The 23,254-nt window shown below is 65.9% G+C and carries 14 protein-coding genes; 10 read left to right on the top strand and 4 right to left on the bottom strand.

The window, feature by feature from the left end:
- Nucleotides 1–30 precede the first annotated feature (30 nt).
- Nucleotides 31–3,423 (top strand): proline dehydrogenase family protein, encoded by a 3,393-nt coding sequence (locus HMPREF0043_RS02290; protein ID WP_040317669.1) that lies wholly within the window; start codon nucleotides 31–33, stop codon nucleotides 3,421–3,423.
- Between the two features lie 96 nt (nucleotides 3,424–3,519).
- On the opposite strand, the gene HMPREF0043_RS02285 is transcribed toward HMPREF0043_RS02290, so the two are convergent.
- Entirely contained in the window at nucleotides 3,520–4,623 is a 1,104-nt protein-coding gene (locus HMPREF0043_RS02285) for an FAD-dependent oxidoreductase (RefSeq protein WP_198010266.1), read from the bottom strand.
- An 88-nt stretch (nucleotides 4,624–4,711) separates the two neighbouring features.
- On the opposite strand from HMPREF0043_RS02285, the gene HMPREF0043_RS02280 reads away from it, so the two are divergent.
- A complete protein-coding gene (locus HMPREF0043_RS02280) occupies nucleotides 4,712–4,984 on the top strand; it encodes a DUF3017 domain-containing protein (RefSeq protein WP_021601211.1) in 273 nt (90 codons plus the stop codon).
- Nucleotides 4,985–5,043: 59 nt separating this feature from the next.
- Here the strand turns inward: HMPREF0043_RS02280 and HMPREF0043_RS02275 are convergent, their stop codons facing one another.
- Nucleotides 5,044–6,528, bottom strand: coding sequence for an amino acid permease (locus HMPREF0043_RS02275; RefSeq protein WP_021601210.1), 1,485 nt, complete (start codon nucleotides 6,526–6,528; stop codon nucleotides 5,044–5,046).
- A 261-nt stretch (nucleotides 6,529–6,789) separates the two neighbouring features.
- Here HMPREF0043_RS02275 and HMPREF0043_RS02270 point away from each other — a divergent pair, with 261 nt between their 5' ends.
- Together HMPREF0043_RS02270 and HMPREF0043_RS02265 are read left to right on the top strand one after the other, a co-directional pair.
- On the top strand, nucleotides 6,790–8,214 hold the full coding sequence (locus HMPREF0043_RS02270) for an amino acid permease (protein ID WP_021601209.1): 1,425 nt from the start codon (nucleotides 6,790–6,792) through the stop codon (nucleotides 8,212–8,214).
- Nucleotides 8,215–8,682: 468 nt separating this feature from the next.
- Nucleotides 8,683–9,987: a hemolysin family protein gene (locus HMPREF0043_RS02265; protein ID WP_021601207.1), complete on the top strand. Its 1,305-nt coding sequence runs from the start codon at nucleotides 8,683–8,685 to the stop codon at nucleotides 9,985–9,987.
- A gap of 198 nt (nucleotides 9,988–10,185) precedes the next feature.
- Here the strand turns inward: HMPREF0043_RS02265 and HMPREF0043_RS02260 are convergent, their stop codons facing one another.
- The gene (locus HMPREF0043_RS02260; protein ID WP_021601206.1) at nucleotides 10,186–12,456 is read right to left on the bottom strand and encodes a 6-phosphofructokinase; all 2,271 of its coding nucleotides are present in this window, start codon (nucleotides 12,454–12,456) and stop codon (nucleotides 10,186–10,188) included.
- Nucleotides 12,457–12,727: 271 nt separating this feature from the next.
- Here HMPREF0043_RS02260 and HMPREF0043_RS10580 point away from each other — a divergent pair, with 271 nt between their 5' ends.
- From HMPREF0043_RS10580 to pgi, 5 genes are all read left to right on the top strand, one after another.
- Complete coding sequence (locus tag HMPREF0043_RS10580; RefSeq protein ID WP_021601204.1) at nucleotides 12,728–14,446, top strand: alpha/beta hydrolase; 1,719 nt, start codon at nucleotides 12,728–12,730, stop codon at nucleotides 14,444–14,446.
- 70 nt (nucleotides 14,447–14,516) lie between these two features.
- Entirely contained in the window at nucleotides 14,517–15,074 is a 558-nt protein-coding gene (locus HMPREF0043_RS10575; protein WP_198010265.1) for an LppA family lipoprotein, read from the top strand.
- A 42-nt stretch (nucleotides 15,075–15,116) separates the two neighbouring features.
- Nucleotides 15,117–15,428 carry a hypothetical protein gene (locus tag HMPREF0043_RS10950; RefSeq protein WP_021601202.1) on the top strand — a complete coding sequence of 104 codons (312 nt, stop codon included), beginning with the start codon at nucleotides 15,117–15,119 and terminating at the stop codon, nucleotides 15,426–15,428.
- A 724-nt stretch (nucleotides 15,429–16,152) separates the two neighbouring features.
- Entirely contained in the window at nucleotides 16,153–18,846 is a 2,694-nt protein-coding gene (gene pulA / locus HMPREF0043_RS02255; protein WP_051317398.1) for a pullulanase-type alpha-1,6-glucosidase, read from the top strand.
- 249 nt (nucleotides 18,847–19,095) lie between these two features.
- Nucleotides 19,096–20,754: a glucose-6-phosphate isomerase gene (pgi, locus tag HMPREF0043_RS02250; protein ID WP_040317674.1), complete on the top strand. Its 1,659-nt coding sequence runs from the start codon at nucleotides 19,096–19,098 to the stop codon at nucleotides 20,752–20,754.
- Between the two features lie 259 nt (nucleotides 20,755–21,013).
- Here pgi and HMPREF0043_RS02245 read toward each other — a convergent pair whose 3' ends face one another.
- On the bottom strand, nucleotides 21,014–21,403 hold the full coding sequence (locus tag HMPREF0043_RS02245) for a hypothetical protein (protein ID WP_040317666.1): 390 nt from the start codon (nucleotides 21,401–21,403) through the stop codon (nucleotides 21,014–21,016).
- Between HMPREF0043_RS02245 and HMPREF0043_RS02240 the strand changes: the two genes are divergently transcribed.
- On the top strand, nucleotides 21,390–23,254 hold a 1,865-nt coding region (locus HMPREF0043_RS02240), incomplete at its 3' end, for a hypothetical protein (protein WP_198010264.1). The genes HMPREF0043_RS02245 and HMPREF0043_RS02240 overlap by 14 nt on opposite strands.

The following is a 23,254-nucleotide window of genomic DNA, read 5'->3' as shown; positions in this document are numbered from 1 at the left end:
GAGCAGATGCGATTCAGAAAGGATCTAATGATGGAGTTGGATAAATCCCGTGTGGAGCGCGCCGTAGCCCAAGCCAAAGAATGGAGCGAGGCGGCCAGAGCCTATCCCACGGCATCCTCGGCGAAGCTGTTGTCCCAGGTGCTGGACCATGCGGGAGGCCTCGATTACACGGTGTCGTTCGTGGACGGCGTGATCCGCCCCGAAGACCCTGCCATCTCGGCGCACAACCTCAAAAGCCTGGCCGAACGCGACGCCTCGTTCCTCCCCTGGTATCTGGGCCTGCCGGCGAAGATCGGGGGGAGAATCGCGCCCATGGCCCCCGGGCTCGCCACGCCGGCCGCCGAGAGGGTCTTCGCGGCCCTCGTCGGCGACCTCATCCTCGACGTGACGCCCGACCGCCTCGGCCCGGCCATCGCCAAGCTCCGCGCCGACGGATCGCGTCTCAACCTCAACCTCCTGGGCGAGGCCGTGCTCGGCGACGCAGAGGCCGCCAGGCGCATGGAGGCGACCGAGGAGCTCATCTCCCGCGACGACGTCGACTACGTCTCGCTCAAGGTCTCTTCTGTGATCGGCCCGCACGCGCCCTTCGGGCACACCGCGGCCGTCGAGGACGCCGTCGCCAAACTCCTGCCCGTCTACCGGCTCGCGCAGGCCGAGGGGACCTTCATCAACCTCGACATGGAGGAGTACCGCGACCTCGACTTGACGATCGACGTCTTCAAGCGGATCCTCGACATGGAGGAATTCCTGGGCTACGGCGCCGGGATCGTCCTCCAGGCCTACCTTCCCGACGCGCTCGGCCGCCTCGACGACCTGACCGAGTGGGCGAAGGCCCGGCGGGCCCGGGGAGGGGCGCCGATCAAGGTGCGCGTGGTCAAGGGCGCGAACCTCTCCATGGAACGGGTGGACGCGGTCATCCACGGCTGGGAGCTCACGGTGCAGCCCGGCAAGGCCGAGACCGACGCCAACTATCTGGCCGTGCTCGACGCCGCGCTCACGCCCGAACGCGTCGACGCCGTCCACATCGGCATAGCCGGCATGAACCTCTTCACTCTCGCCTACGGCCTGGAGACGGCCCGGGACCGGGGCGTCACCGAGGGCGTGGACATCGAGATGCTGGCGGGCATGGCGACCCCGCAGTCGCGCGCCGTCAGGGACACCGTCGGCTCGGTCCTGTACTACGTCCCGGTCGTCCGCCCCGAGGAGTACGACGTCGCGGTCGCCTACCTCGTGCGCAGGCTCGAGGAGAACGCCACGCCCGAGAACTTCATGTCCAACGTCTTCGACTTGGGCAAGGAGGCCGTCTTCGCCCTGGAGGAGGCGCGCTTCAGACGGGCCGTCGGGCTGGTCGGCTCCCTGGCCGTGGGGCCGCGCCGCACACAGGACCGCAGCGCCGGAACGCGGGTCCCCGAACGCTTCGCCAACGTGCCGGACACCGACTACTCGCTCCACGCCAACATCGTCTGGGCCGAGGGGATCGCCTCCCGCATCCCCTCCTCCACACTGGGGGTCGACCTCGTCGAGGCGCACATGGTCGCCACGGAGAAGGAGGCGGGGGACCTCGTCGATTCCGTGGCCGCCGCCGCGCCCTCGTGGGCGGCCCGTTCGGGCCGGCAGCGGGCCGCGGTCCTCCGGGCCGTCGCCCAGGCGTTGGAGGACCACCGCGCCGAACTCATGGAGGTCGCCGGCTGCGAGGCCGGCAAGACGCTCGACCAGGGCGACGTCGAGGTCTCCGAGGCCATCGACTTCGCGCTCTACTACGCGGAACTGGCGGAAAGGCTCGACGAGCTGCGCGGCGCGGTCTACAGGCCCGTGTCCACGACCTTCGTCACCCCGCCGTGGAACTTCCCGATCGCCATCCCGGCGGGCGGCGTCCTCGCGGCCCTCGCCACGGGGTCGGGCGTGGTCTTCAAGCCCGCCAAGCTCACGCGGCGTACCGGCGCCTACCTGGCGGACCTCATGTGGAAGGCCGGGGTGCCCCGCGATGTGCTCCGCCTGGTGTGCATGGACGCGTCTTCCCTGGGGCGGGTCATCGTCGAACGAGCCGACCAGGTCATCCTCACCGGCTCGACGGAGACCGCGCGGATGTTCCGCTCTTGGCGGCCCGACCTGCGCCTGTTCGCCGAGACGTCCGGGAAGAACGCCATCGTCGTCACGCCGAACGCGGACATCGACCTGGCCGTCAAGGACGTCGTGTACTCGGCGTTCGGGCACGCGGGGCAGAAGTGCTCGGCCTCCTCGCTCGTCATCCTCGTCGGCTCGCTCGGATTCTCCAAGCGCTTCCAGCGTCAGCTCGTCGACGCCGTGCGATCGCTGAAGGTCGGCGACCCGGAGGATCTGTCCACGCAGATGGGCCCGGTGATCGAACCGCCGCACGGCAAGCTTCTCAGGGGGCTGACCGAGCTCGGCGAAGGCGAGGCCTGGGCGGTCAAGCCTCGCCGACTGGGGGAGAGGTTGTGGACCCCGGGCGTGCGCGCCGGCGTCAAGCCGCTGTCCGAATACCACCTGACGGAGTACTTCGGCCCCATCCTCGGCGTCATGCGCGCCGAGACGCTGGACGAGGCGATCGACTGGCAGAACGCCGTCGACTACGGCCTGACCGCCGGTCTGCACTCCCTGGACGGGGAGGAGATCCGCGTCTGGCTGGAGAGGGTCCAGGCGGGCAACGTCTACGTCAACCGCGCGATCACGGGCGCGATCGTCCGCCGTCAGTCCTTCGGCGGATGGAAGCGTTCGTGCGTGGGCGCCGGCACGAAGGCGGGAGGCCCCAACTACCTCATCGGCATGGGACATGTCGAGGACGCGCCCAAGGACCTCGGCCGCGTCCACATCGCCGACGAGACCCTGCGCGGCGCGCGGGCGATCGCCGAGACGATGAGCGTGGTGGACCAGAGCCGCTTCCTCTCGGTGATAGAGGGCATGGACCGCGCCCTGGCGGGCCACTTCCGGCCCTCCGACCCGAGCGGCCTGGAAGTGGAGGTCAACGTCCTGCGCTACAGGCCGGTGCCCGAAGCCGTCATCCGCTTGGGCGACGGCGCGGTCGGCGACCTGCTGGCCGTGGCAGCCGGGGCCCTCGCGGCCGGCACGGCGCCGAGGGTCTCTTCGCGCGTGGAGGTCTCCAAGCAGATGCGCGAATACCTCGAGTCACGCGGGGCCGGCGTGGTCGTCGAATCCGATGAGGAGTTCCACCGCTACGCGAAGCTCCACGCGACCACCGTCGACGGCCTGCGGGTGCGCCTCATCCAAGGCGATGCGCGGGCCCTGGCCGAGGCCGTGGGCGGCAGCGTGGACGTGGCGGTCTACGCCGAGCCGGTCACCGGCTGCGGCGAAGTCGAACTCCTGCCGTTCCTGCGCGAGCAGGCGGTGTCGGCCACGAACCATCGCTTCGGCAACCCGACGAGGCTCTTGGACGGCGTGCTCTGACAGCGTGCGGTCCGCTGGCGCCGGGACGGCCGGCGATCGGGACCGCTGAACGGATGGGGCGGGGACCCGCGGGTCCCCGCCCCATCCGCATGCGCTTCAGTCGCGCCGGACGCGCAGCGCCTTCCTGGCGCGGGACAGCTCGCGGGGGGCGTCCACGGACAGGAGCGCGAGCAGTCGGCCCTCGCGCTCCCAGCGCATCACCGAGCCTCCGCGCGGCGGCTCCTCGCGTGCGGGCGCCACGTCTGCGGGCACCGTGCCGACCAGGCCGATCTCGTGGCCGAACTGCGTGGAGAAGACCTCGACGGGCGGGATGTACGCGGGAGGCGGGACGCCCAGGATCGCCGCCGCGGTCGCCTTTCCGTCGTTCAGGGCCTTCGTCCAGTGCCCGCCTTCCAGTGTCGTCTCGCCGAGCAGGGCGTCGGCGCAGTCGCCGACCGCGTACAGGCCCGGGACGGGAGAGCCTCCTGAGAGGACCCGGGTGAGCGAGTCCGTGGCGAGAGCCCCGCGTGCGGTGCGGTCGGCTTCGACGGCGAGGAAGGCGAGTGCGGGCGCCGATCCTGTCGCCTGGACGAGGATCGCGTCCGCGTCCTGCCCCTCGGGGAGGGGCTGGCCGAGCCGGACGTCGACGCCGCCGTCCTCGAGCCATCCGAGCCACAGGTCGTCCACTGCGCCGTGGAAGCTGCGGCCGAGGATGTGGCCGCTGGACTCCCACAGCTCGACCCGGGGCCCGGGAAGGCCCGCGGAGGCGACGGCCGAGGCGATCTCGGTTCCGATCCATCCCGCCCCGGCGATCCGCACGGACGCGGAGTGCGGTATGGCGGCGGCGAGACGGGCGGCGTCGTCGGACGTGTAGACGACGTGGGCCCCCGGCATCTTCCTGTGCGGGGCGGCGCCCGTGGCGAGGATCGCCGCGTCGACGGCCACGCCGGAGACGCGCAGAGCCCCCGACGGCGAAAGCTCGACGGACGCAGCGGCCTCGGGCACGACCCGGACGCCCAACCCGGCCAGGTCGCCCAGGCCCTGCGACGCCAGCGGCCGCACCCGCTCGCCGAAGAGGGATTTCGTGAGCGGAGGCCGATCGTAGGGCTCGCGATCCTCCGCGTCCCAGGCGGTGAGCTTTCCGGTGAACCCCGCGGCGCGCAGCTCGGCGGCTGCGCGCACACCGGCCAGGCCCGTTCCGACGATGCCGACATGCTCCATGCCGTCCATGCTAGCCGCCTGGCCGTCCTCGTCAGCCTCCGCCGGCGCCGTAGGGCCGCTCCCGGCCCCGCGAGTACAGTAGTGGTCCATGAAACCCGAGCGAGTGCCCCACACCGGCGTCTACATCTTCCTCGGCCTGTGGACGGGATGCGTCGCGGCCTCCGGCTACGTGTGGTCCGCGGAAGTCGCGTGCCGGATCGTGTCCGCGAGCATGGTCGCCTTCGGCTGCGGGAGGGCCGTCCTCCCGGGAGGCGTCGTCCCGCGGGTGCGCTCCAGGCTCTTCGACGTGGCCACCTATGCGCTCCTGGCCGGCGCGCTGTGGTACTTGGCCAATTGGGCGCACACCCCCACGGTCGCCTGAGGGCGATCGCCTTCAGGCGCGCTGGCGGGCCGAGGCAAAGGGCGGCGTGCGCCCGGCCCTCAGTTCCTCGCGCGGGAGAGGTCGGCTTGGCGGGGGTCGATCTTGGGCTGGCGCGTGACGAGCTTGTGGATGCCCCACAGGCTGAGGAAGAAGGGCAGCCCGATATAGCTCGACAGCAGCGCGAGTAAGTTTCGGTTGCCGATGAGGGCCTCGTAGTTCTGGCCGACGATGACGATCGCGCACATGGCCAGCGCCAGGAGAGGCCCGGCCGGGTAGAAGCGGGCGCGGTAGGGCAGCTCCGAGAGGCTGTGCCCCTGGGCGAGGAATGCCTTCCGGAAGCGGTAGTGGGACCAGGCGATGCCCATCCACGTGATGAACCCGGCCAGGCCCGAGGCGTTGACCAGCCACTCGTAGGCCTTCCCGTCCCCGATGAGGGAGGAGATGAAGCACGCCGCCCCGACGAGGGTCGTCATGACGAGGGCGGGGATGGGGACCCCGTGCGAGTTCGTCCGCTTGAAGAGGGCCGGGGCGCTGCCGCGATGCGCCAGGGCGTAGAGCATGCGGGTCGATGCGTACAGCCCCGAGTTGCCCGCGGACAGGACCGATGTGAGGATGACGGCGTTCATGACCGCGGCGGCGGCCGCAACCCCCGCCTGTTTGAAAACGAGGGTGAAGGGGGAGATCGCCACGTCGGTGACATCCTCGCCGAGCAGACTGCTGTTCTTGTAGTAGATGAGGGTGCCGATCACGAAGATCGCGCCGATGTAGAAGAGCAGGATCCGCCAGAAGATCGTGCGGATGGCCTTGGGGACCTGCTTCTCGGGATTGGCCGCCTCCCCGGCGGCCACGCCGACCATCTCCGTGCCCTGGAAGCTGAAGCCCGCCACCATGAAGATCGCCAGGACACCCGCGAATCCGTTGACGAAGGGGGCCTCGCCCTTCGTCCAGTTGTCGAATCCGGGGTGGGTGTCGCCGAGGATGCCGGCGATGATGAGGACGCCCAGGACGAGGAAGACGACGACCACGACGACCTTGACGAGGGCGAACCAGAACTCCCCCTCCCCGTAGGCGCGCGCGGACAGGGCGTTGAGCGCGACGAGGATCGAGAGGAAGACGGCCGACCACACCCACCCGGGGACGTCGGGGAACCAGTACTTCATGACGAGGGACGCCGCGACGAGCTCGGCGGCGACCGTGATCGCCCAGTTGTACCAGAAGTTCCACCCCGTGGCGAAGCCGAAGCTGGGGCTGATGAAGCGCGCGCCGTACTCGCCGAAGGAGCCCGCGACGGGTATGTAGGCCGCCATCTCGCCCAGCGACTGCATGAGCAGGAAGACCATGACTCCGATGAGCCCGTAGGCGACGAGGGCGCCGCCGGGCCCGCTGTCGTGGATTGTCTTGCCGGAGGCCACGAACAGGCCGGTGCCGATGGCTCCGCCGATGGAGATCATTGTCAGGTGCCTGGCGCTCAGGCCGCGCTGGAGCGCGTCGTCCTGGGATGTCTCGTCCTGCGTGGACGCCCGGGGTGATTCGTCGGAATGCATGGCACCAACTGTACGCACCTGCATGCGAAGACGCGGCTTCGTTCCACTCGTCTGCGGCGAACTGCACCGGGGAGGGATACCATGCCGGAGGTCAGCCGTTACCATGGAGCGGTGCCGCGTTCGCGGCGTCGGTGGCCGGCGAGCCGGCCGGGCGAAGAATCGGAGGGAACCATGGCGAGGGGAGGCGCCCGCGCGGCGGCCGAAGGGCAAGCTGCGGGTGGCCGCGGCGGGAGCGGTGTCGGCGGCCCCGGTGGGAGCGGCATGGGTGATGCGGGTGGCTCCCGCGGGAGTGGCGCGGACGGTTCTGGGGAGGGCGCGGGCCACGGGGGACTGCGCCGGGGCCTGAAGAACCGCCACATCCAGATGATCGCCCTCGGCGGGGCGATCGGGACGGGGCTCTTCTACGGCTCGGCCGACGCCATATCCTTGGCCGGCCCGTCCATCCTCCTCGCCTACGCCCTGGGCGGCGCGGTCATCTTCCTCGTCGTGCGGGCCATGGGGGAGATGTCGGTCCACACTCCCTCCTCCGGGGCGTTCAGCCGCTACGCCTACGACTACTGGTCCCCGTGCGCGGGGTTCGTCTCCGGATGGAACTACTGGTTCAACTACACCGTCGTCTCGATGGCCGAGCTGACCGTGATCGGCACCTACGTCAGATACTGGCTGCCGGGGATGCCCGACTGGCTGACGGCTGCGATCGTCCTCGTGTCCATCACGGCCGTCAACCTCGTCGGCGTGCGGTCCTTCGGCGAATTCGAGTTCTGGTTCGCCCTCGTCAAGGTCGTCGCCATCGTCGGCATGATCGTCCTGGGCGCGGTCGTCATCGGCCTGGCAGTCAACTCCGGCTCCAGTCTGCCCGACCCGAGCTTCGCCCACCTCGTCGACCGAGGCGGGTTCTTCCCGAACGGGCTCTCCGGGATGAGCGCCTCGCTGGTGGTCGTCATGTTCTCCTTCGGCGGCGTCGAGCTCATCGGCATCACCGCGGGGGAGGCCGACGACCCCAAGCGGTCCATCCCCCGGGCCGTCAACCAGGTGGTCTACAGAATCCTCGTCTTCTACATCGGGGCGCTCCTGATCATCATGGCCGTCGTGCCCTGGGACCGGATCAACGGAAAGCTCAGCCCCTTCGTCCAGATCTTCGACTCCGTCGGCGTCACGGCGGCCGCCCACATCCTCAACGCCGTCGTGGTCACCGCCGCCCTCTCCGTCTACAACTCAGGGCTCTACTCCAACGGGCGCATGCTCCACTCCCTGGCCGAGCAGGGCAACGCGCCCCGATTCCTGGCCAAGCTCTCGCCGCGGGGCGTCCCCGTGCGGGGCGTGCTCGTCTCCTCCGCGATCACGGCCGCGGCCGTGGTGTTGAAGATCGCCCTCCCCGACAAGGCCTTCTCCATCCTTCTCTCGACGGCCCTGGCCGCGGGAATCATCAACTGGACGATGATCATGATCACCCAGATCAGATTCCGGGCCAAGATCGGCGCAGAAGAGGCGTCCCGCCTGACGTTCAGACTGCCCGGAGGCAAGGCGGCGTCGTTCTTCGCGCTCGCATTCCTGGCGTTGGTGGTCGTGCTCATGGCCGTTTCGCCGGACTACCGGCCCTCGGTGATCGCGGCGCCCGTGTGGATCGTCGCACTGTTGGTCGGGTATGCGGCCAAGCGCTTCGCCGCCCGCCGTCGCCGGCGATGACGCGAGCGGGCCGAGCCTGCCGAGCCTTGGGTTCGTCGAGCATGAGGCTGCGGGCTCGGGACCCGCGCCCGGGCTTCGCGCCGGGGTCACGTCGCTGAGCACGCCCGCAAGCGGCTCTGGGGCCGACGCTGATGGCCCTTCGCCTTCGGCGCCGGGGTCTCGCGCCCAGGGGCTTCTCGCACTTGGCGTTTCGTTCCCGGTGAAGCCTGGGATGACGTCGCCGGATGTCGCCTGCGTCTTTCACCGGGTGCGCCTAGACCGATCGCCTGCGTCGCCGGATTTCGCCGCTCTTTAGGGCAGGTCGGAGCCGGTCACCAGGGCGCGGCGCAGCGGAATGGAGTACACGACGCCCAGGTTCCCGCCGATCGCGGGCTCTCCCGCCGTCTGCGCCGTCCTCTGCGGTGAGCGTCATAGTTTTGGGCGGCGCCATTCGTTGGCCGGTGTACGCGCCTCGGCGACAATGGAACGGTGGATCCACTCGCGAAGAACATCCTGTTCGTTGTGCTGTTCACCCTCATCGGCGGGCTCTTCTCGGCTTCGGAGATGGCGCTCGTCTCGCTGCGGGAGACCCAGGTCGAGGAGATGGCGGCGAGGAGGCCTTCGGGGCGGACCGTCAAGCGGCTGACTGAGGACTCCAATCGCTTCCTCTCCGCCGTCCAGGTCGGCGTGACCGTCACGGGGTTCTTCTCGGCCTCCTTCGGGGCTTCCGAGATCGCGCCCATCGTGGCCCCCGTCCTCCGCGAATGGGGGGTGAGCTCCTCGGGGGCCTCGACGCTCGCCTTCGTCCTCGTGACGATCGCCATCGCCTACCTGTCGATCGTCTTCGGAGAGCTCGTCCCCAAGCGGATCGCCCTGCAGTCCGCCGAGGCGATCGCCGGCCTCGTCGCCCGCCCCCTGGCCGCCATCACGGCCCTCCTCCGCCCGGTCGTATGGTTCCTCGGCGTCTCGACCAACGTCGTCCTCCGGCTGTTCGGACGCAATCCCGAGGCCCAGAAGGACACGATGGGGCTCGCCGAGCTCCGAGCGTTCGTCGCCGGCCAGGAGGAGATCGGCGACGACGAACGCGAGATGGTCGTCGACATGCTCTCGGTGGGGGACCGGACCGTCGAGCAGATCATGACGCCGCGCACCGAGGTCGAATTCCTCTCGGCCGACACTCCCGTCGAGGAGGCGCAGCTGGAGGTCTCGCGGCTGGAGCACTCCCGCTACCCCGTGCGCCAGGGGTCCTCGGACGACGACGTCCTCGGCTTCATCCACATCCGCGACCTCATCCGCCCCGCCCCGCACGTCCGCCGCGTCGGCGACCTCGTCCGCGACATCCTCCTGTTCCCGACCGGCAAGCCCGTCATGGACGCCTTGGCGGAGATGCGGGCCAAACACGCCCACCTGGCGGTCGTCGTCGACGAATACGGCGGCACCGACGGCATCATCACGCTCGAAGACGTGGTCGAAGAGTTCGTCGGCGAGATCCGCGACGAGTACGACCGGGAGACCCCGGTGGCCATCAAGCGCGGCGACTCGCGCGACGTCGACGGCCTGGCCAGCCGGGCCGAGGTCGTCAAGGTCCTGGGCGACGAACTTCCCGAGGGCCCGTTCGACACCATCGGCGGCTTCGTCGTCAACGAACTCGGGCGCATGCCGGAAGTGGGGGACGAAGTCCGCTGGGGGCGCCGCGTCCTTCGCGTCAGAAGCCTGGAGGGGCGGCGGATATCCTGGCTGCGGGTCACCGAGGAGGAAGAGGAGCCCGACGGCGTCCAGGCCGAGGACGGCTGACCGCTCCCGGCCCCGTCGCATCCGGCCCGGGCTGGCACCGCTTTCACGGAATTCTCCCTGCCGAAATCCGGTTCCGTCGTATCCGCCCCCGTAGCGTCCCGGGCGTCAGCGGCGCCGAGGCCTTGGCAAGCGCCATGGGCTCCTTGGCGCGGCCCTGCCTGTCCGGGCGTCGGCCGCACCGGCGGAGTCGCCGACTCGTCAGTCGCGCTGGTAGATCGGGAGCTGTTCGAGCGGGACGTCGAAGTCCTTGTCCGCCACCGTGTAGAGGACGGTGACGAGGTCCCTCCACCACTGGTGGTAGGGGAGGCGGGTCGACATGTCGATCTCTTCGTCCATGTGGGAGAGCTTGCCGACGGCGATCCCCGTCCTGTCCATGCCTACGTACGTTCCCCGCTTGGCCCCCTCGGCGAACTGGGCCTCCAGCTCGTCCATCGCGCGGGCCGCCAGGCTGACCGCCAGCGTCCGGTCGAAGGGGGTGGGGTTGCCCCCCTGCTGCATGTGGCCGAGCACGGCCGGGCGCACGTCGTACAGGCTGCCGCCCTCCGCCTGGAAGAGATGTGTGAGGACCTCGGTGGTGTAGTACTCCGACGCCTCCTCGTTGGCGATGACGAGGTAGAGTTCGCGGCCTCCCTTGAAGGCTTTGACGATGCGGGCGCAGTCCTTGGTGAGCTGGGCGAGGGAGATCCCCGTCTCGGACAGGTAGACCTGTTCGGCGCCGGTGACGATCCCCGACATGAGGGTGAGGTATCCGCACCGGCGCCCCATCGCCTCGGCGACGAAGCAGCGCCTGGAGGCGGCCGCCGACTGCTTGATGCGGTCGAGCACCTCCGCGTTGTTGTTGAGGGCCGTGTCCACGCCGATCGACAGCTCCGAGCCGGGCAGGTTGTTGTCGATCGAGGCGGGGACGCACACGATCGGGATGGAGAAGGCCGGGTAGCGGCTCTTCTCCTGGACCATCTGCCAGGCGGCCAGGTACCCCGAGAAGCCCCCGATCATCAGCAGCGCGTCGATCTCGTTCCGTTCGATGGACCGGCCCATGGCGTAGTACTGGTCGAGCGTGGGGATCTGCCGTCGGGTGCCCAGGTGGGCGCCGCCCGTTCCCACCCACGTGTCGACGTCGCCCCACGTGAGCTCCCGAACCTCGCCTTCGATCAGGCCCGGGAAGCCGCCCTCGACGCCGAGCATGGTGAAGCCGTGGTCCACGCCCAAGCGCACGGCGGCCTGGGCTGCCGCGTCCATTCCCGGAGCGAGCCCGCCGGCGTGCACGATCGCCACGCGCGGCGGCCGGCCGAGCCTGGCCGTCGCGGCCGATTCGTGGGGGGTGGCAACGGGGGAGGACATGGTCTCGAAGATGCGGATCATCCTCTCGTACGTGCGGCCGCGGGCCGCGACGGCGCCCTGATAGTCGCCCGAGGCGAGCATCCCCTTGACGGCGCGCGTGTTGCCGATCGCCTCCATGAGCGGGAGGCGGACGATCCTGTTGCCGCGGGTGCCGACGATGCATGGTTCGTCCTCCTCGCCCGCGTTGATCACTTCGAGGGCCGCCGTGTAGCCGAGGATGGTCGGCATCCACCGGTCGTAGGCCGAGGGGGTGCCGCCGCGCTGGACGTGGCCCAACGACGTGATGCGCACGTCCTCGCCCAGGCGCTCGGCGAGGAGGTCGCGGACCTGCGCGGCCGAGATGGGGGTCCCCGAGCGGTCCTGGGCCCCTTCGGCCACGACGATGATCGAATCCCGGCGGCCCGCCGCCCGGCCCTCCCGGAGCTTCTCGCACAGGCCGTCCTCCCACCCGTCGGCCGGGGGGAGCTCGGGGATGAAGGCGTAGTCGCATCCGCCCGCGATCGCGCTCATCAGGGCGAGGTAGCCGCAGCGGCGCCCCATGACTTCGATGATGAACGTGCGTTGGTGCGAGGCGGCGGTCGACGTGATGGCGTCGATCGCCTCGATGATGCGGTGGAGGGCCGAGTCGGTTCCCACCGTCATGTCCGTGCCGACCAGGTCGTTGTCGATCGAGCCGACCACGCCCGCCAGGTGCAGCCGGGGGTGGGCTTGTGCGGCTTCGGGCGCGACCTCCCCCCGCTCGACGAGTTCGGCCAGCAGCTCGCCCCACAGCTCGCGGAGCTGGTCTGCGCCGGTGAGGGTTCCGTCGCCTCCGATGGCCACGACGCGGTCGATGCCCCGGGAGACGAAGTTGCCGACGGCGGCCCGCAGCCCGTCGCGCTCGCGGAAGGCCGCGCAGCGGGCCGTGCCGATGGTCGTCCCGCCCTCGTTGAGGATGCCCGAGACGTCCGACCACGTCAGCTCGGAGATGAGGCCCCCGCCTTCGACGGCGCCCTTCCACCCCTCGTGGACGGCGTAGGGGACGGCGCCCTCGTGGATGGCGGTGCGCACGACGGCGCGCACCACGGCGTTCATTCCCTGGGCGTCTCCGCCCGACGTCAGTACGGCGATCTTGGTCGGCTCGGCCATGGTGAACTCCTTCGTTTAGGCGCCTACCACTATTGTGCCCCGTCGTCGCTCGCTTCGGGAGGCTTTCGCAGGAATCGGAGGAGATCCCGGGCTCCGATCAGGGGACCAGGGCGGAACATGGCGGGATTGCGCCGCTTTTCGAAGGCTTTCAGGCTTTATGGCGTGCGGGTGGATCCTCGTCAAAAGGCTGCGAAATGCACTTTCACCTCTTGTCCTTGAGGGTTCCAGTGTGGAAAGATGAATGAGTAAGAGGTCTGAAGAAAGGATGCGCATGTTCACTCTTCAAGATCTGATGGCCTGGAGTGGAGAAGGGCTTGAAAAGGCCAGTTTCGACTTTCACTGCGCGGCTGGCAAGTACAAAAATCTCAACGACGAGCTCGTAGATGTCAATAATTCGAAGCTCTCCGGCGCATTCGCGGAATCGGAGATGCGCACTCGGCGCGCGATAGCGGATGACGCCATGGACCTCTACTCGGGATGTCATAAAATCGAGTCTGATTTGGCCGAGGCTTCGAAGGCAGTCAAAGAGCTTTCCAGAGAGGCAAATGATATATTCAATTCAGTGTGCGCCGCTGGAGGTCACTTCACAGCAGATGGCAATGTATATGATGCAGATCAAAATTACAAAGTAAATGTTGATCATATTTATAAGAGTGGAAGAAATCTTTGGGAAGGGATTTCCGATGCGAATCAGAAATTGAATGCAATGGTCGCGTTATGCATAAGGAAAGCAAAGGATATAATAAAGTTCGTTGATAATGTGTATAGTGAAATTATTCAACTCAACAAAAAAGCAAAAGGTACTAAAGTTTCAGTCTTGAATTGGAACCAAAAGCCTAATCCGTCATGGAATGTAGAAGAAGTTAACGATTGGTGGACTTCTAGATCTCCACAGGAGCAAATAGATATTATTAAGAATAAATCTGATTGGATAAGGAATTTGGATGGAGTTCCATGCAATGATCGTCATAAAGCTAATATTATGTATTTAAGAAATAAATATATATCAATTAATAATGAAATGGGACTCATTATGAGAAAAGGTAGACCTCCGTTTACATTGAATGAAGAAAAAAGACTGACAGAATTGAGTGATATGAAACAGCCGCTTGATATTCTACAAAAAAATTTCTCTATTCCAATCAGTGATGAGGAGATCAACACTCTTCTCAATCAAAAATCGTTCAACTATTCGTTGATAGGTTTCAGAGACTCACCTAAAGCCAATTTACGTGCAATTGTGGGAGTAGGAGACGTTGACAATGCGGATCATGTGATGGTTCATACTCCGGGGATGAATAGTACAGTAGATAAGAATATATTCGGAAAGAACGGCAATTGGGGAGGGGGAATAAGAGATATGAATAATATACTTCAATTAACTCGTATGATTTTATCAAAATCAGATAGGAAAGATCAAAGTGTTGCTGGTATTTATAATTTGAACTATAATGCACCTAGTTGGAATGATACGCTTTTTAACACTGACGGGTCTGTCTTATCGAATGAACATGCGAAATCTGGTGCGAAAAAACTCTCTAGATTGTGCGATGCCGTACAGACAACTCATAATGGTGACCCCCACATGATTGTTACAGGTCATTCTTATGGATCATTATTGAGTGCATATGCTCTCAATAGAACGACGGCCCCCGATGGATATACCGCTTTCGGCCCCCCGGGATTTGGGAAAGGGGGTAATTCCAACCTCAACATGCTTCCTGGGCATGTTTTCGTCGGTGGCGCCAGAGGCGATCCGGTAGCGGGATCGGCCTGGCATAATACTCCGCCAAGCGCTATTCCAGACCATAACGTCGATTATGAGCATTTCAGCACGGAAAAATGGAAGAGTCCGTCAGGTGAAGTCTATGCCGGATCATATGGACATTCAGAGTACATGAATAAAACAGATGACGGCCATTATCGTACTTCTGCGTATAATATAGCGAGTATTCTCGCTGGTAACGGAATGGCCGCTCCAGAGAACTGAGGACTATATGCAGCTGAAATTGTTCAAATTGATTGCAATATATTCTATAATATCACTCTTAGGAAGTTGTATGAACAAATCAGACGATTATATAACTGATAGGCACGTACATAAAAATATAAGCAGTTTATCCATAGTAGAGGCACGTTATAGAACGGTAAATCTTCTTTTATCGTTTTATGATGTTCTGACGCGTGATTTCGGTGTAGGGGAGTGGGTTCCACAGTCCGTTCAGGCACAGGTGGAGGAAAACTTTCATATCGATTGTCCCATCGGTTATACGTCGGAAGCGTATCGTCTGGCTTCTGCAGGGCCGTTCACTCGGCAGAATTGGCAGGCTGCCATAAATAAAATGCATGAAATAGCACAACCTTACGGTTTTAATGCACCTAAACCCGATATAAGTGAACCCGGTGGCGCGTCTGCGGTATTTTCTCATCCTAAAGGTGCACGCATTTATATTTCATATTTAAAAAGAAGCATAATTCAAATTGAAACACCATGCGTTAAAGGTAAACTTTATGATGAATGGCCCAAAGGCACTGAAAATATTCCTCAAAGGCTGCGAACAACGGGGAGGCATGAAAATAATGAACCTCCTGAAACATGGGCCACAAGTAATAAATGACATTTATTATTTGAAATAATTCTAAAGAAAGGAAAATAAGAAATGAATATCCTACGATACGATGAGTCCACTATAAAATCCATTTTATGGAAATTGGACGCGGCTATTGAACAAGTCGAACGCATTGACGGTGAAAACGCCATTAGAGCCTCAGAGGATGGGCTGGTGAATTCGGGCTTAAGCGCGAAAGCCGAATCTGCTGCCACGGCTTTTCAGAATAGTCGGGATACTATCGTCGAGCGTCTGAAGCACTACAGAACTGCAACTGAACAGGCCAGAACGATAATAAAAGGAACGGATTCCGATGTAGCAAGTAATTTTCACGGTCTTCGAAAACAAAATGGACATTCCTGACTGCAAACTGTCATTTTCGGCTATAAAGTGCAATGAATCGTTTGTTTTCCTCCGTCGAAGGCGATGAAACTACTCATAGCTGAATCGAAGTTGGTGCGGCAAATATTTGCCGCACCAACTCATTTGAGCTCTTATGGCATAAATAAATGATATTTCACTCCGATCCGGTCGCGGGATGGAATTGCGTGTCGATATCGTGCGCGACCGCGACGTTGCCCGGGCAGCGGAAGGCAGCCGCTGGCGCCGGGCGACCGCTCGCGTCCGTCTCCACCGGCCGGTTCGCGGTGGGCGGAAACGGCGTTCTCCCGTCGCCTCGCGAGCACGAGGGGCCTTCGCCCTGCGCCGCGCCGGGCGAGGGCCTGAGAACCTTCCACGGCCGGAGGCCGCCGGGGGAACGCGCTATCGGGTCGTTCACGTCGACGCGAAGGGCGCAGCCGCGGCCGGCCCCGGCTTCGACTCGGCCGGGCGCCGACGGCCCGGCCGGAAATTCTCCGCGGCTTCAGGCGTTGGATAGGCGTGTGGGATGTCTTCCCCGTGTGGGGGTGTGGGCCCGAAGCCTAGGAAGAGTGGTACCTATGGGGCAGATGCCTCCCCCGCGCGGGGGTGTGGGATGCGCAATGCGCATCCGTCGGACGCACCGGGTAAGCTCGCGGTATTTGCCGCATATCGGACACATTCGAGGGTATGCGTCTCACACGTTTCGACGGTGGAGGTGAGGAAGAGGATGACGGTTATCGGAGAAGGCCAGGCCATCGGGTTCTGGCTCGACGAGGACACGATCGCCTGGCCGACGCGCCAGGGGTCGACGTACAGGCTGTACTACGCGGCCAGAGGGGGGATCGAACTCGACGGGGAGAGGGTCACGGGAGCGGACGGCTCGGTCGAGCTGCTGGTCAAGGACGGCGGGATCACCTCCGGGCAGAAGGCCCTCGACCCCTACCTGACGGGCGCCTACACGTTCGACGGCGAAGACTTCGGAGCATTGGGCTTCGCCGAACCCGTGGACGCCGCAGCCCTCCTGACGGGGCAGGTCGTCGTCCTCCAGCGTGGCCCCGACGGCAGGCCCGTCGCCTTCTCCTCGCTCCAGACGGCGCGGATCCTCGACGCGATGTACGCCGAATCGGCGCGCCTGAGGCCCCAGGGCGTGACCTTCGCCGGCGGCGTCCCCTCGTTCGCGCTGTGGGCGCCTACCGCCAAGTCCGTCACGCTCCGCCTGTACAGGGGCCCCATCTCGGAGAGGTACACCGAGCATCCGATGAGGCGCGAATCGGACGGCTCGTGGACCCTCACCGGCAGGCCGACCTGGAGGGACAAGCCCTACCTGTACGACGTCGAGGTCTACATCCCCGTCACCGCCGTCACCCCCGGAGACGAAGCCCAGAGGCGGATCGCGGGAACCGTCCAGCACAATCTCGTCACCGACCCGAACTCGGTGGGGCTGACCATCGACTCCAAGCGATCGGTCGTCCTCGATCTGGCCGACGAGCGCTACATGCCCGAGGTGTGGGCGGACACCCCCGCTCCGCGGATCGGAGGCTTCGCCGAGCGCGCCATCGTGGAGCTGCACGTGCGCGACTTCTCCGCCACGGACGCGACCGTCCCCCGGCGGCTGCGGGGCAAGTACGGGGCCTTCGGCGTCGAGGGCTCGGCCGGGATGGCCTACCTGCGCGAACTCGCGGCGGCGGGGATGAACACAGTGCACCTTCTGCCCACCTACGACATGGGCTCGGTGCCCGAGGACCCGGCCGAGCAGCGGAAGGCGGCCGTGCCGGCCGATGCGGCGCCCGACTCGCAGGAACAGCAGGCCGCCGTCGGCAAGGTCGCGGACGTGGACGCCTTCAACTGGGGGTACGACCCCCTCCACTACACGACCCCGGAGGGATCGTACGCCGTCAAGGCGAACGGCGGGACCCGCACGGCCGAATACCGCCAGATGGTGGGCAACCTCCACAAGGCCGGATACCAGGTCGTCCAGGACATCGTCTTCAACCACACCTACGCCTACGGCCAGGATGCGAAGTCCGTCTTCGAGAAGATCGTGCCCGGCTACTACCACCGTCTCGGATACGAAGGCCAGACGCTGACCAGCCCCTGCTGCGGCGAGTTCGCCACCGAGCACGTCATGGCCGAGAACCTCATGATCGACTCCCTGCTCACGTGGGCCAGGGCCTACAAGATCGACGGCTTCCGATTCGACCTCATGGAGTTCACCTCGGTCGAGTCCATGAAGAGGATCCGCGCTGCGCTGGACGGCCTGACCATGGAAGAGGACGGCGTGGACGGCAAGAGCATGTACCTGTACGGGGAGGGGTGGTCGTTCGGGACGACGGCCAACGGCTCGCGTTTCACGCCGTCCGTGCAGGGCGCGATGAACGGCACGGGGATCGGGACGTTCAACGACCGTCTGCGCGACGCCGTCCACGGCTCGCAGTCCGACGGGAAGAACGACACGCAGGGCTTCGGCAACGGCCTGGTCACCGACCCCAACGGCATCGCGGGAGGCGACGCCGTCCAGCTGCGCTTCTTCACCGACGTCATCAGGGTCGGGCTGGCCGGAAACCTCCGGGACTACCGGTTCACGGCCTGCGACGGCACCGTGAGGCGAGGGTCGGAGATCTACTTCAACGGCCAGGTGGTCGGCTACGCCAGCCAGCCGTACGAGTCCATCAACTACGTGGATGCCCATGACAACGAGACCCTCTACGACCTGAACATGTGGAAGATGCCCGCGAACTCGACGATGGAGGACCGAGTGCGCATGAACACCGTCTCGCTGGCCACCGTGACCCTGGGGCAGTCCCCCGCGTTCTGGCATGCGGGAACCGACTTGCTCCGCTCGAAGTCCATGGACCGCAACTCCTACAACTCCGGCGACTGGTTCAACGCCATCAACTGGACGGGGCAGGAGTCGAATTTCGGCGTCGGACTGCCCCCCGAGCGCGACAACCGGAGCCGGTGGCAGGCCATGTCCCCCTACCTGGCCAATCCCGCCAACAAGCCGGGGGCGAAGGACATCGCCGCCGCCCACGGCCAGGCGCTGGAACTCCTGGCGCTGCGCAGGAGCACGCCGCTGTTCACCCTCGGGGAGGCCGAGACGATCCAGCAGAAGGTCTCCTTCCCCAATGCGGGCCCGAACGCCACGCTGGGGCTGCTCGTCATGGTCGTCGACGACACCGTCGGGGAGGATCTGGACCCGGCCCTGGACGGGGTCATGGTGGTCTTCAACGCCTCGCCCCGCCCGATCGTCGAGACGATTGAGGGCGGCAGGGGCAAGGCCTATCGGCTCTCGCCGATCCAGGCGCACGGCACGGACCCGGTCGTCAAGTCGACGGTGTGGGACGCCGCCACCGGGACGGTGACGATCCCCGGACGCACGGTCGCCGTCCTCACGCTGCCCAGCGCGGGTGCGAGGCTGTGAGAGACGCCGGAGACACACCCTCGGCCCCGTGTCAACGGGCCGGCGCTCATGATGCGCACCCTCGGCTACTATCGACTCGGCGGCGCAGCGGATGAACAACGTGGGCCGTCCGCGCGGGGCCTCGGAGGCGGATAATATGACGGACAGGACATTTCGGCGATATACCGTCGCTGTTCGCCTTAGGATGGGGTGAGAGGCGCGAGGCTGCCCTCCGGCGGCCCCGCTCCCATCCGAATGAAAGGATTCATCATGACCGCACCCGTGGACGCCACACAGACTCCCGCTTGGTCGAGACTGACCGAACTCTTCCATAGATTCAACGCAGACTTCCGTGCGAGGTTCGCCGACGATCCCGCACGCGCCGAACGCTACTCCCGCAAGGCCGCCGACCTGTTCGTCGACCTGTCCAAGAACTACATCGACGAGGACATCCTCGCCGCCCTGCTCCAGCTCGCCGAACAGACGGGAATCACCACCCGCAGGGCGGCGATGTTCGCCGGAGAGCACATCAACGTCACCGAGGACCGCGCCGTGCTCCACACGGCCCTGCGCCGTCCCGCCGAAGACCACCTCGTCGTCGACGGCCAGAACGTCGTCGGGGACGTCCACGAAGTCCTCCACCGGATCTACGCCTTCGCCGAGGCGATCCGCTCGGGGCAGTGGTGCGGCGTGACCGGCAAACCGCTGACGACGATCGTCAACATCGGCATCGGCGGATCCGACCTCGGCCCCGTCATGGCCTACGAGGCGCTCAAGCCCTATGTCCAAGAGGGCCTGGAGTGCCGGTTCATATCGAACATCGACCCCTCGGACGCGGGGGAGAAGCTGCGCGGAGTGGACCCGGAGACGGTCCTGTTCATCGTCGCCTCGAAGACCTTCACCACCCTGGAGACCCTGACGAATGCGAAGGCCTGCCGCGCCTGGTTCCTCGACGCCTTGGCCGACAGGGGCGTCGAGGCGGAGGGGGCGGTGGCCAAGCACTTCGTCGCCGTCTCGACCAATCTGGAGAAGGTCGCCGAGTTCGGGATCGACCCCGTCAACGCCTTCGGCTTCTGGAACTGGGTGGGGGGCCGCTACTCCATCGACTCTGCCATCGGCACATCGCTGGCCATCGCCATAGGCCCGAGCAACTTCACCGACTTCCTTGCCGGTTTGCGTGCCATGGACCTCCATTTCGCCACCGCCCCGGCCGACAGGAACGTCCCGCTGCTCATGGGGCTGCTCAACGTGTGGTACGCGAACTTCTTCGGCGCCGCCACCCACGCGATCCTCCCCTACAGCCAGTACCTCCACCGCTTCCCCGCCTACCTCCAGCAGCTGACGATGGAGTCGAACGGCAAACGCGTGCGCTGGGACGGATCCGACGCGACGACCACGACCGGCGAAGTCTTCTGGGGCGAGGTCGGCACCAATGGCCAGCACGCCTTCTACCAGCTCATCCACCAGGGCACCCAGCTCATCCCCGCTGACTTCATCGCCTTCGCCAATCCGACCCACCCCCTGGTGGGCGAGGACGGGGTGGACCAGCACGAACTGTTCCTCGGCAACTTCTTCGCCCAGACCAAGGCCCTCGCCTTCGGGAAGACCGCCGAAGAGGTGCGGGCCGAGGGAACCGCCGAGGAGATCGTCACCGCGCGCGTCTTCCCGGGGAACAAGCCGACGACCTCGATCATGGCCCCCTCGCTCACCCCGTCCGTGCTCGGCCAGCTCATCGCCCTCTACGAGCACATCACCTTCGTCCAGGGATGCGTGTGGGGCATCGACTCCTACGACCAGTGGGGCGTCGAGCTCGGCAAACAGATGGCCAAGGACCTCGGCCCGGCGATCGGCGGCGACGAAGCGGCTCTCGCCGAGCAGGACTCCTCGACCGCCAGCCTGATCGCCTACTACCGTCGGAATCGCTCGTGAGCGCGCCCGTCTGAGCGTAGGCCTGGCTCCCGCCCCGAGTTCGCGGGAGTCAGGCCTGGGCGGGCGTACGCCCGAACCCGTCGGGGGTGAACGGGGCCGGGCGCGTCAGCGCACTCGTCCGACGGTCGCGTTCGGCGGGCGTCGCATTCATCCCGTGGAATGATGCCCGCGGATCCGGGATCCTGTGTGCTTTCTTAGAAGGATTCCAGCCTCCTTCGCGGCCCCTTTACGCGCGGAAGTCCACGGCTGGAATCGTCGCTCACCCACGGAGGCCCGGCATGACCATGTCCCGCACGACGAACCGACCCCGACCGGAAGGGTCGCGGAAGACCGCCCGCCGCGGCGCTGCGAGCCGGCTGGCGAGAACTCTGGCGATCGCGATGTCCCTCCTCGGGCTGACGGCCCTTTCCGGAGTCGCGCATGCCCAGACCCCTCCGGCGACGCCGACTCCGCCCGCCGCGGACGGAACCGCCTCCGGGACCCCCTCGCCCGCGACGCCCGCGAGCCCCTCGTCTGCGACGGCGCGGACCGGGACGACCGGCCGCGCCCCCGCGCAGAATGCGACCGGAGCGCCGACTGCGAGCGCTGCCACCGCGACGGGCGCCCCCGCCGCCTCGAACACCGCGGACTTGGCGGTGGAGATGTTCATACCGGGCATGTACTGGTCCCTCACCCGGGGAGTGCAGACCGCGACCTTCCAGTACGGGATGAGGATCTACAACCGGGGATCCGGCACGGTGAACAACGCGACTTTCGCCTTCGCCATGGACCCCGCGCCGACGAAACTGGAGTACGTGGCCGGCGACGCCAAGGACGTCGTCGTCTCAGGCGGGAGGATGAGCGGGACGATCCCGAGCATCGCTCCGGGCAAGTTCGCGACCGTCGGGATCTCGGGCGTCTTCCCGAGCGTGAATTCGACGCGATGGACGGCGACCGTCGCCCCTCCCGCCGGAGTCGCCGACTCCGATCCGTCCTCCAACCGGGCGTCCGACACCGTGACGTTGGATTCCCCCTCGACGTCGATCCTCACCATGATATGGCAGGACAAGGAGACCACCGCCCCCGGCGAGGACCGCGTCTACACCATGCACGTGGAGAACCGGGGCTTCGTGGCGGTTCCCGACGCCCGGCTGCTGATGACCTACAGCCTGGACGGCGCGGCCGACGACACCACTACGGCGACCGTCGAATGCGCGGGACGGCACGCGTGCCCGACGTGGGCCGACGGTAAGGCTTTCACCGTCAAGGACGGGGTGATCTTCGACCGCAGGGTCGCGCTGAAGGCCCGCTCGGAATTGGTCATCAAAGTGACGATCAGAACCCAGGCCAAGTGCACGGCCGGGCAGAAGATCACGGTGACCAACAAGGTGTTCGTCGGCAAGGGAAAGGGCGTGGACGTGGCAGGCCAGACGACCGACAGCAGGGTGGGCTACATCGCCTCCCGCGACTGCTCGTCGGACACCTCGCCCGTGACCGTCACGAAAGAGCAGGGCAGTGAGACGGTCGCCACCGGGCAGGGCCGCCACTACGAGCTGAGCCTCGACAATCCGGGGGCCAAGTCCCTCCTCCTCACCCTCCGCGACGCGTACAAGGTCGTCAACGCGACGGGCGAGCGCAGCACGGCGACGGTCTCCTGCCTCAGCTCCAGGGGCCAGGCCCGATGCCCTAAATGGGCCGACGGCAAGGCCTTCGACGTGGTGAACGGCAAGGTGATCGACGCGAGGGAGGTCCTCCTGCCCGCCAAGTCCAACATCAGGTTCAGGGTGGTCGTCAATTCGCGGGTGGAGTGCGCAGGAGGATCCAAGATCGAAGCCCACAACAGCGCGAGCGTCGAATCGAAGGCGGGGGAGCCGCTGACCTCGCGGACGAGCGACGCCGTCAAGGGGTACATCGCCTGCAACGACGTCTCCACCGCCACCGACGTCCGGCAATCCGGCACCGAGATCGGGACGCCCCTGGGCATCTCGGCCGTGATCTCCAACTCCGCCGGCGTGGCCGAGAACGTTGCGGTGGAGACGCAGATCCCCTCCGGCGTGGCGATCAGAGACCAGGTCAAGCCCACGTGCGCGGTGACCGGCGCGGCGAACGGCGGGACCCGGTGCCCGGCCGATCTCGCCTGGGACCCCGCGCGTCGAAAGCTCAAGGGGACCGTCCCCTCGATCGCCAAGGGCGAATCGGTGAGGATAGGCGTCGACGGCGTCCTCGGCATGACCCGGCAGGAAGGCGCCCAGCCGGCGTCGGAGAGCCGCTCCGCGACGCCGACGGACCTGCAGACGGTCCGGCAGACGGTGCGGACCACGGCGAGCGCCTTGGGCGACACGAAGCCGGAGACGAACGCCTCCCAGGCCGTGGTCCTCGTGCCGCGCGCACCGGTGCGGCCGACGGATCCGTCTGCATCTGCCTCCGCGACGCCGGCTTCGCCCTCGGCGACGTCCACGCCGGCTTCGCCCTCGGCGACGTCCATGCCGGCTTCGCCCGCACCGTCCCCGACCGGCACCGG

Origin of the sequence: Actinobaculum sp. oral taxon 183 str. F0552, from assembly GCF_000466165.1 — a bacterium.
GTDB lineage: Bacteria > Actinomycetota > Actinomycetes > Actinomycetales > Actinomycetaceae > Peptidiphaga.
This window is presented reverse-complemented; position numbering and strand designations above follow the sequence as displayed.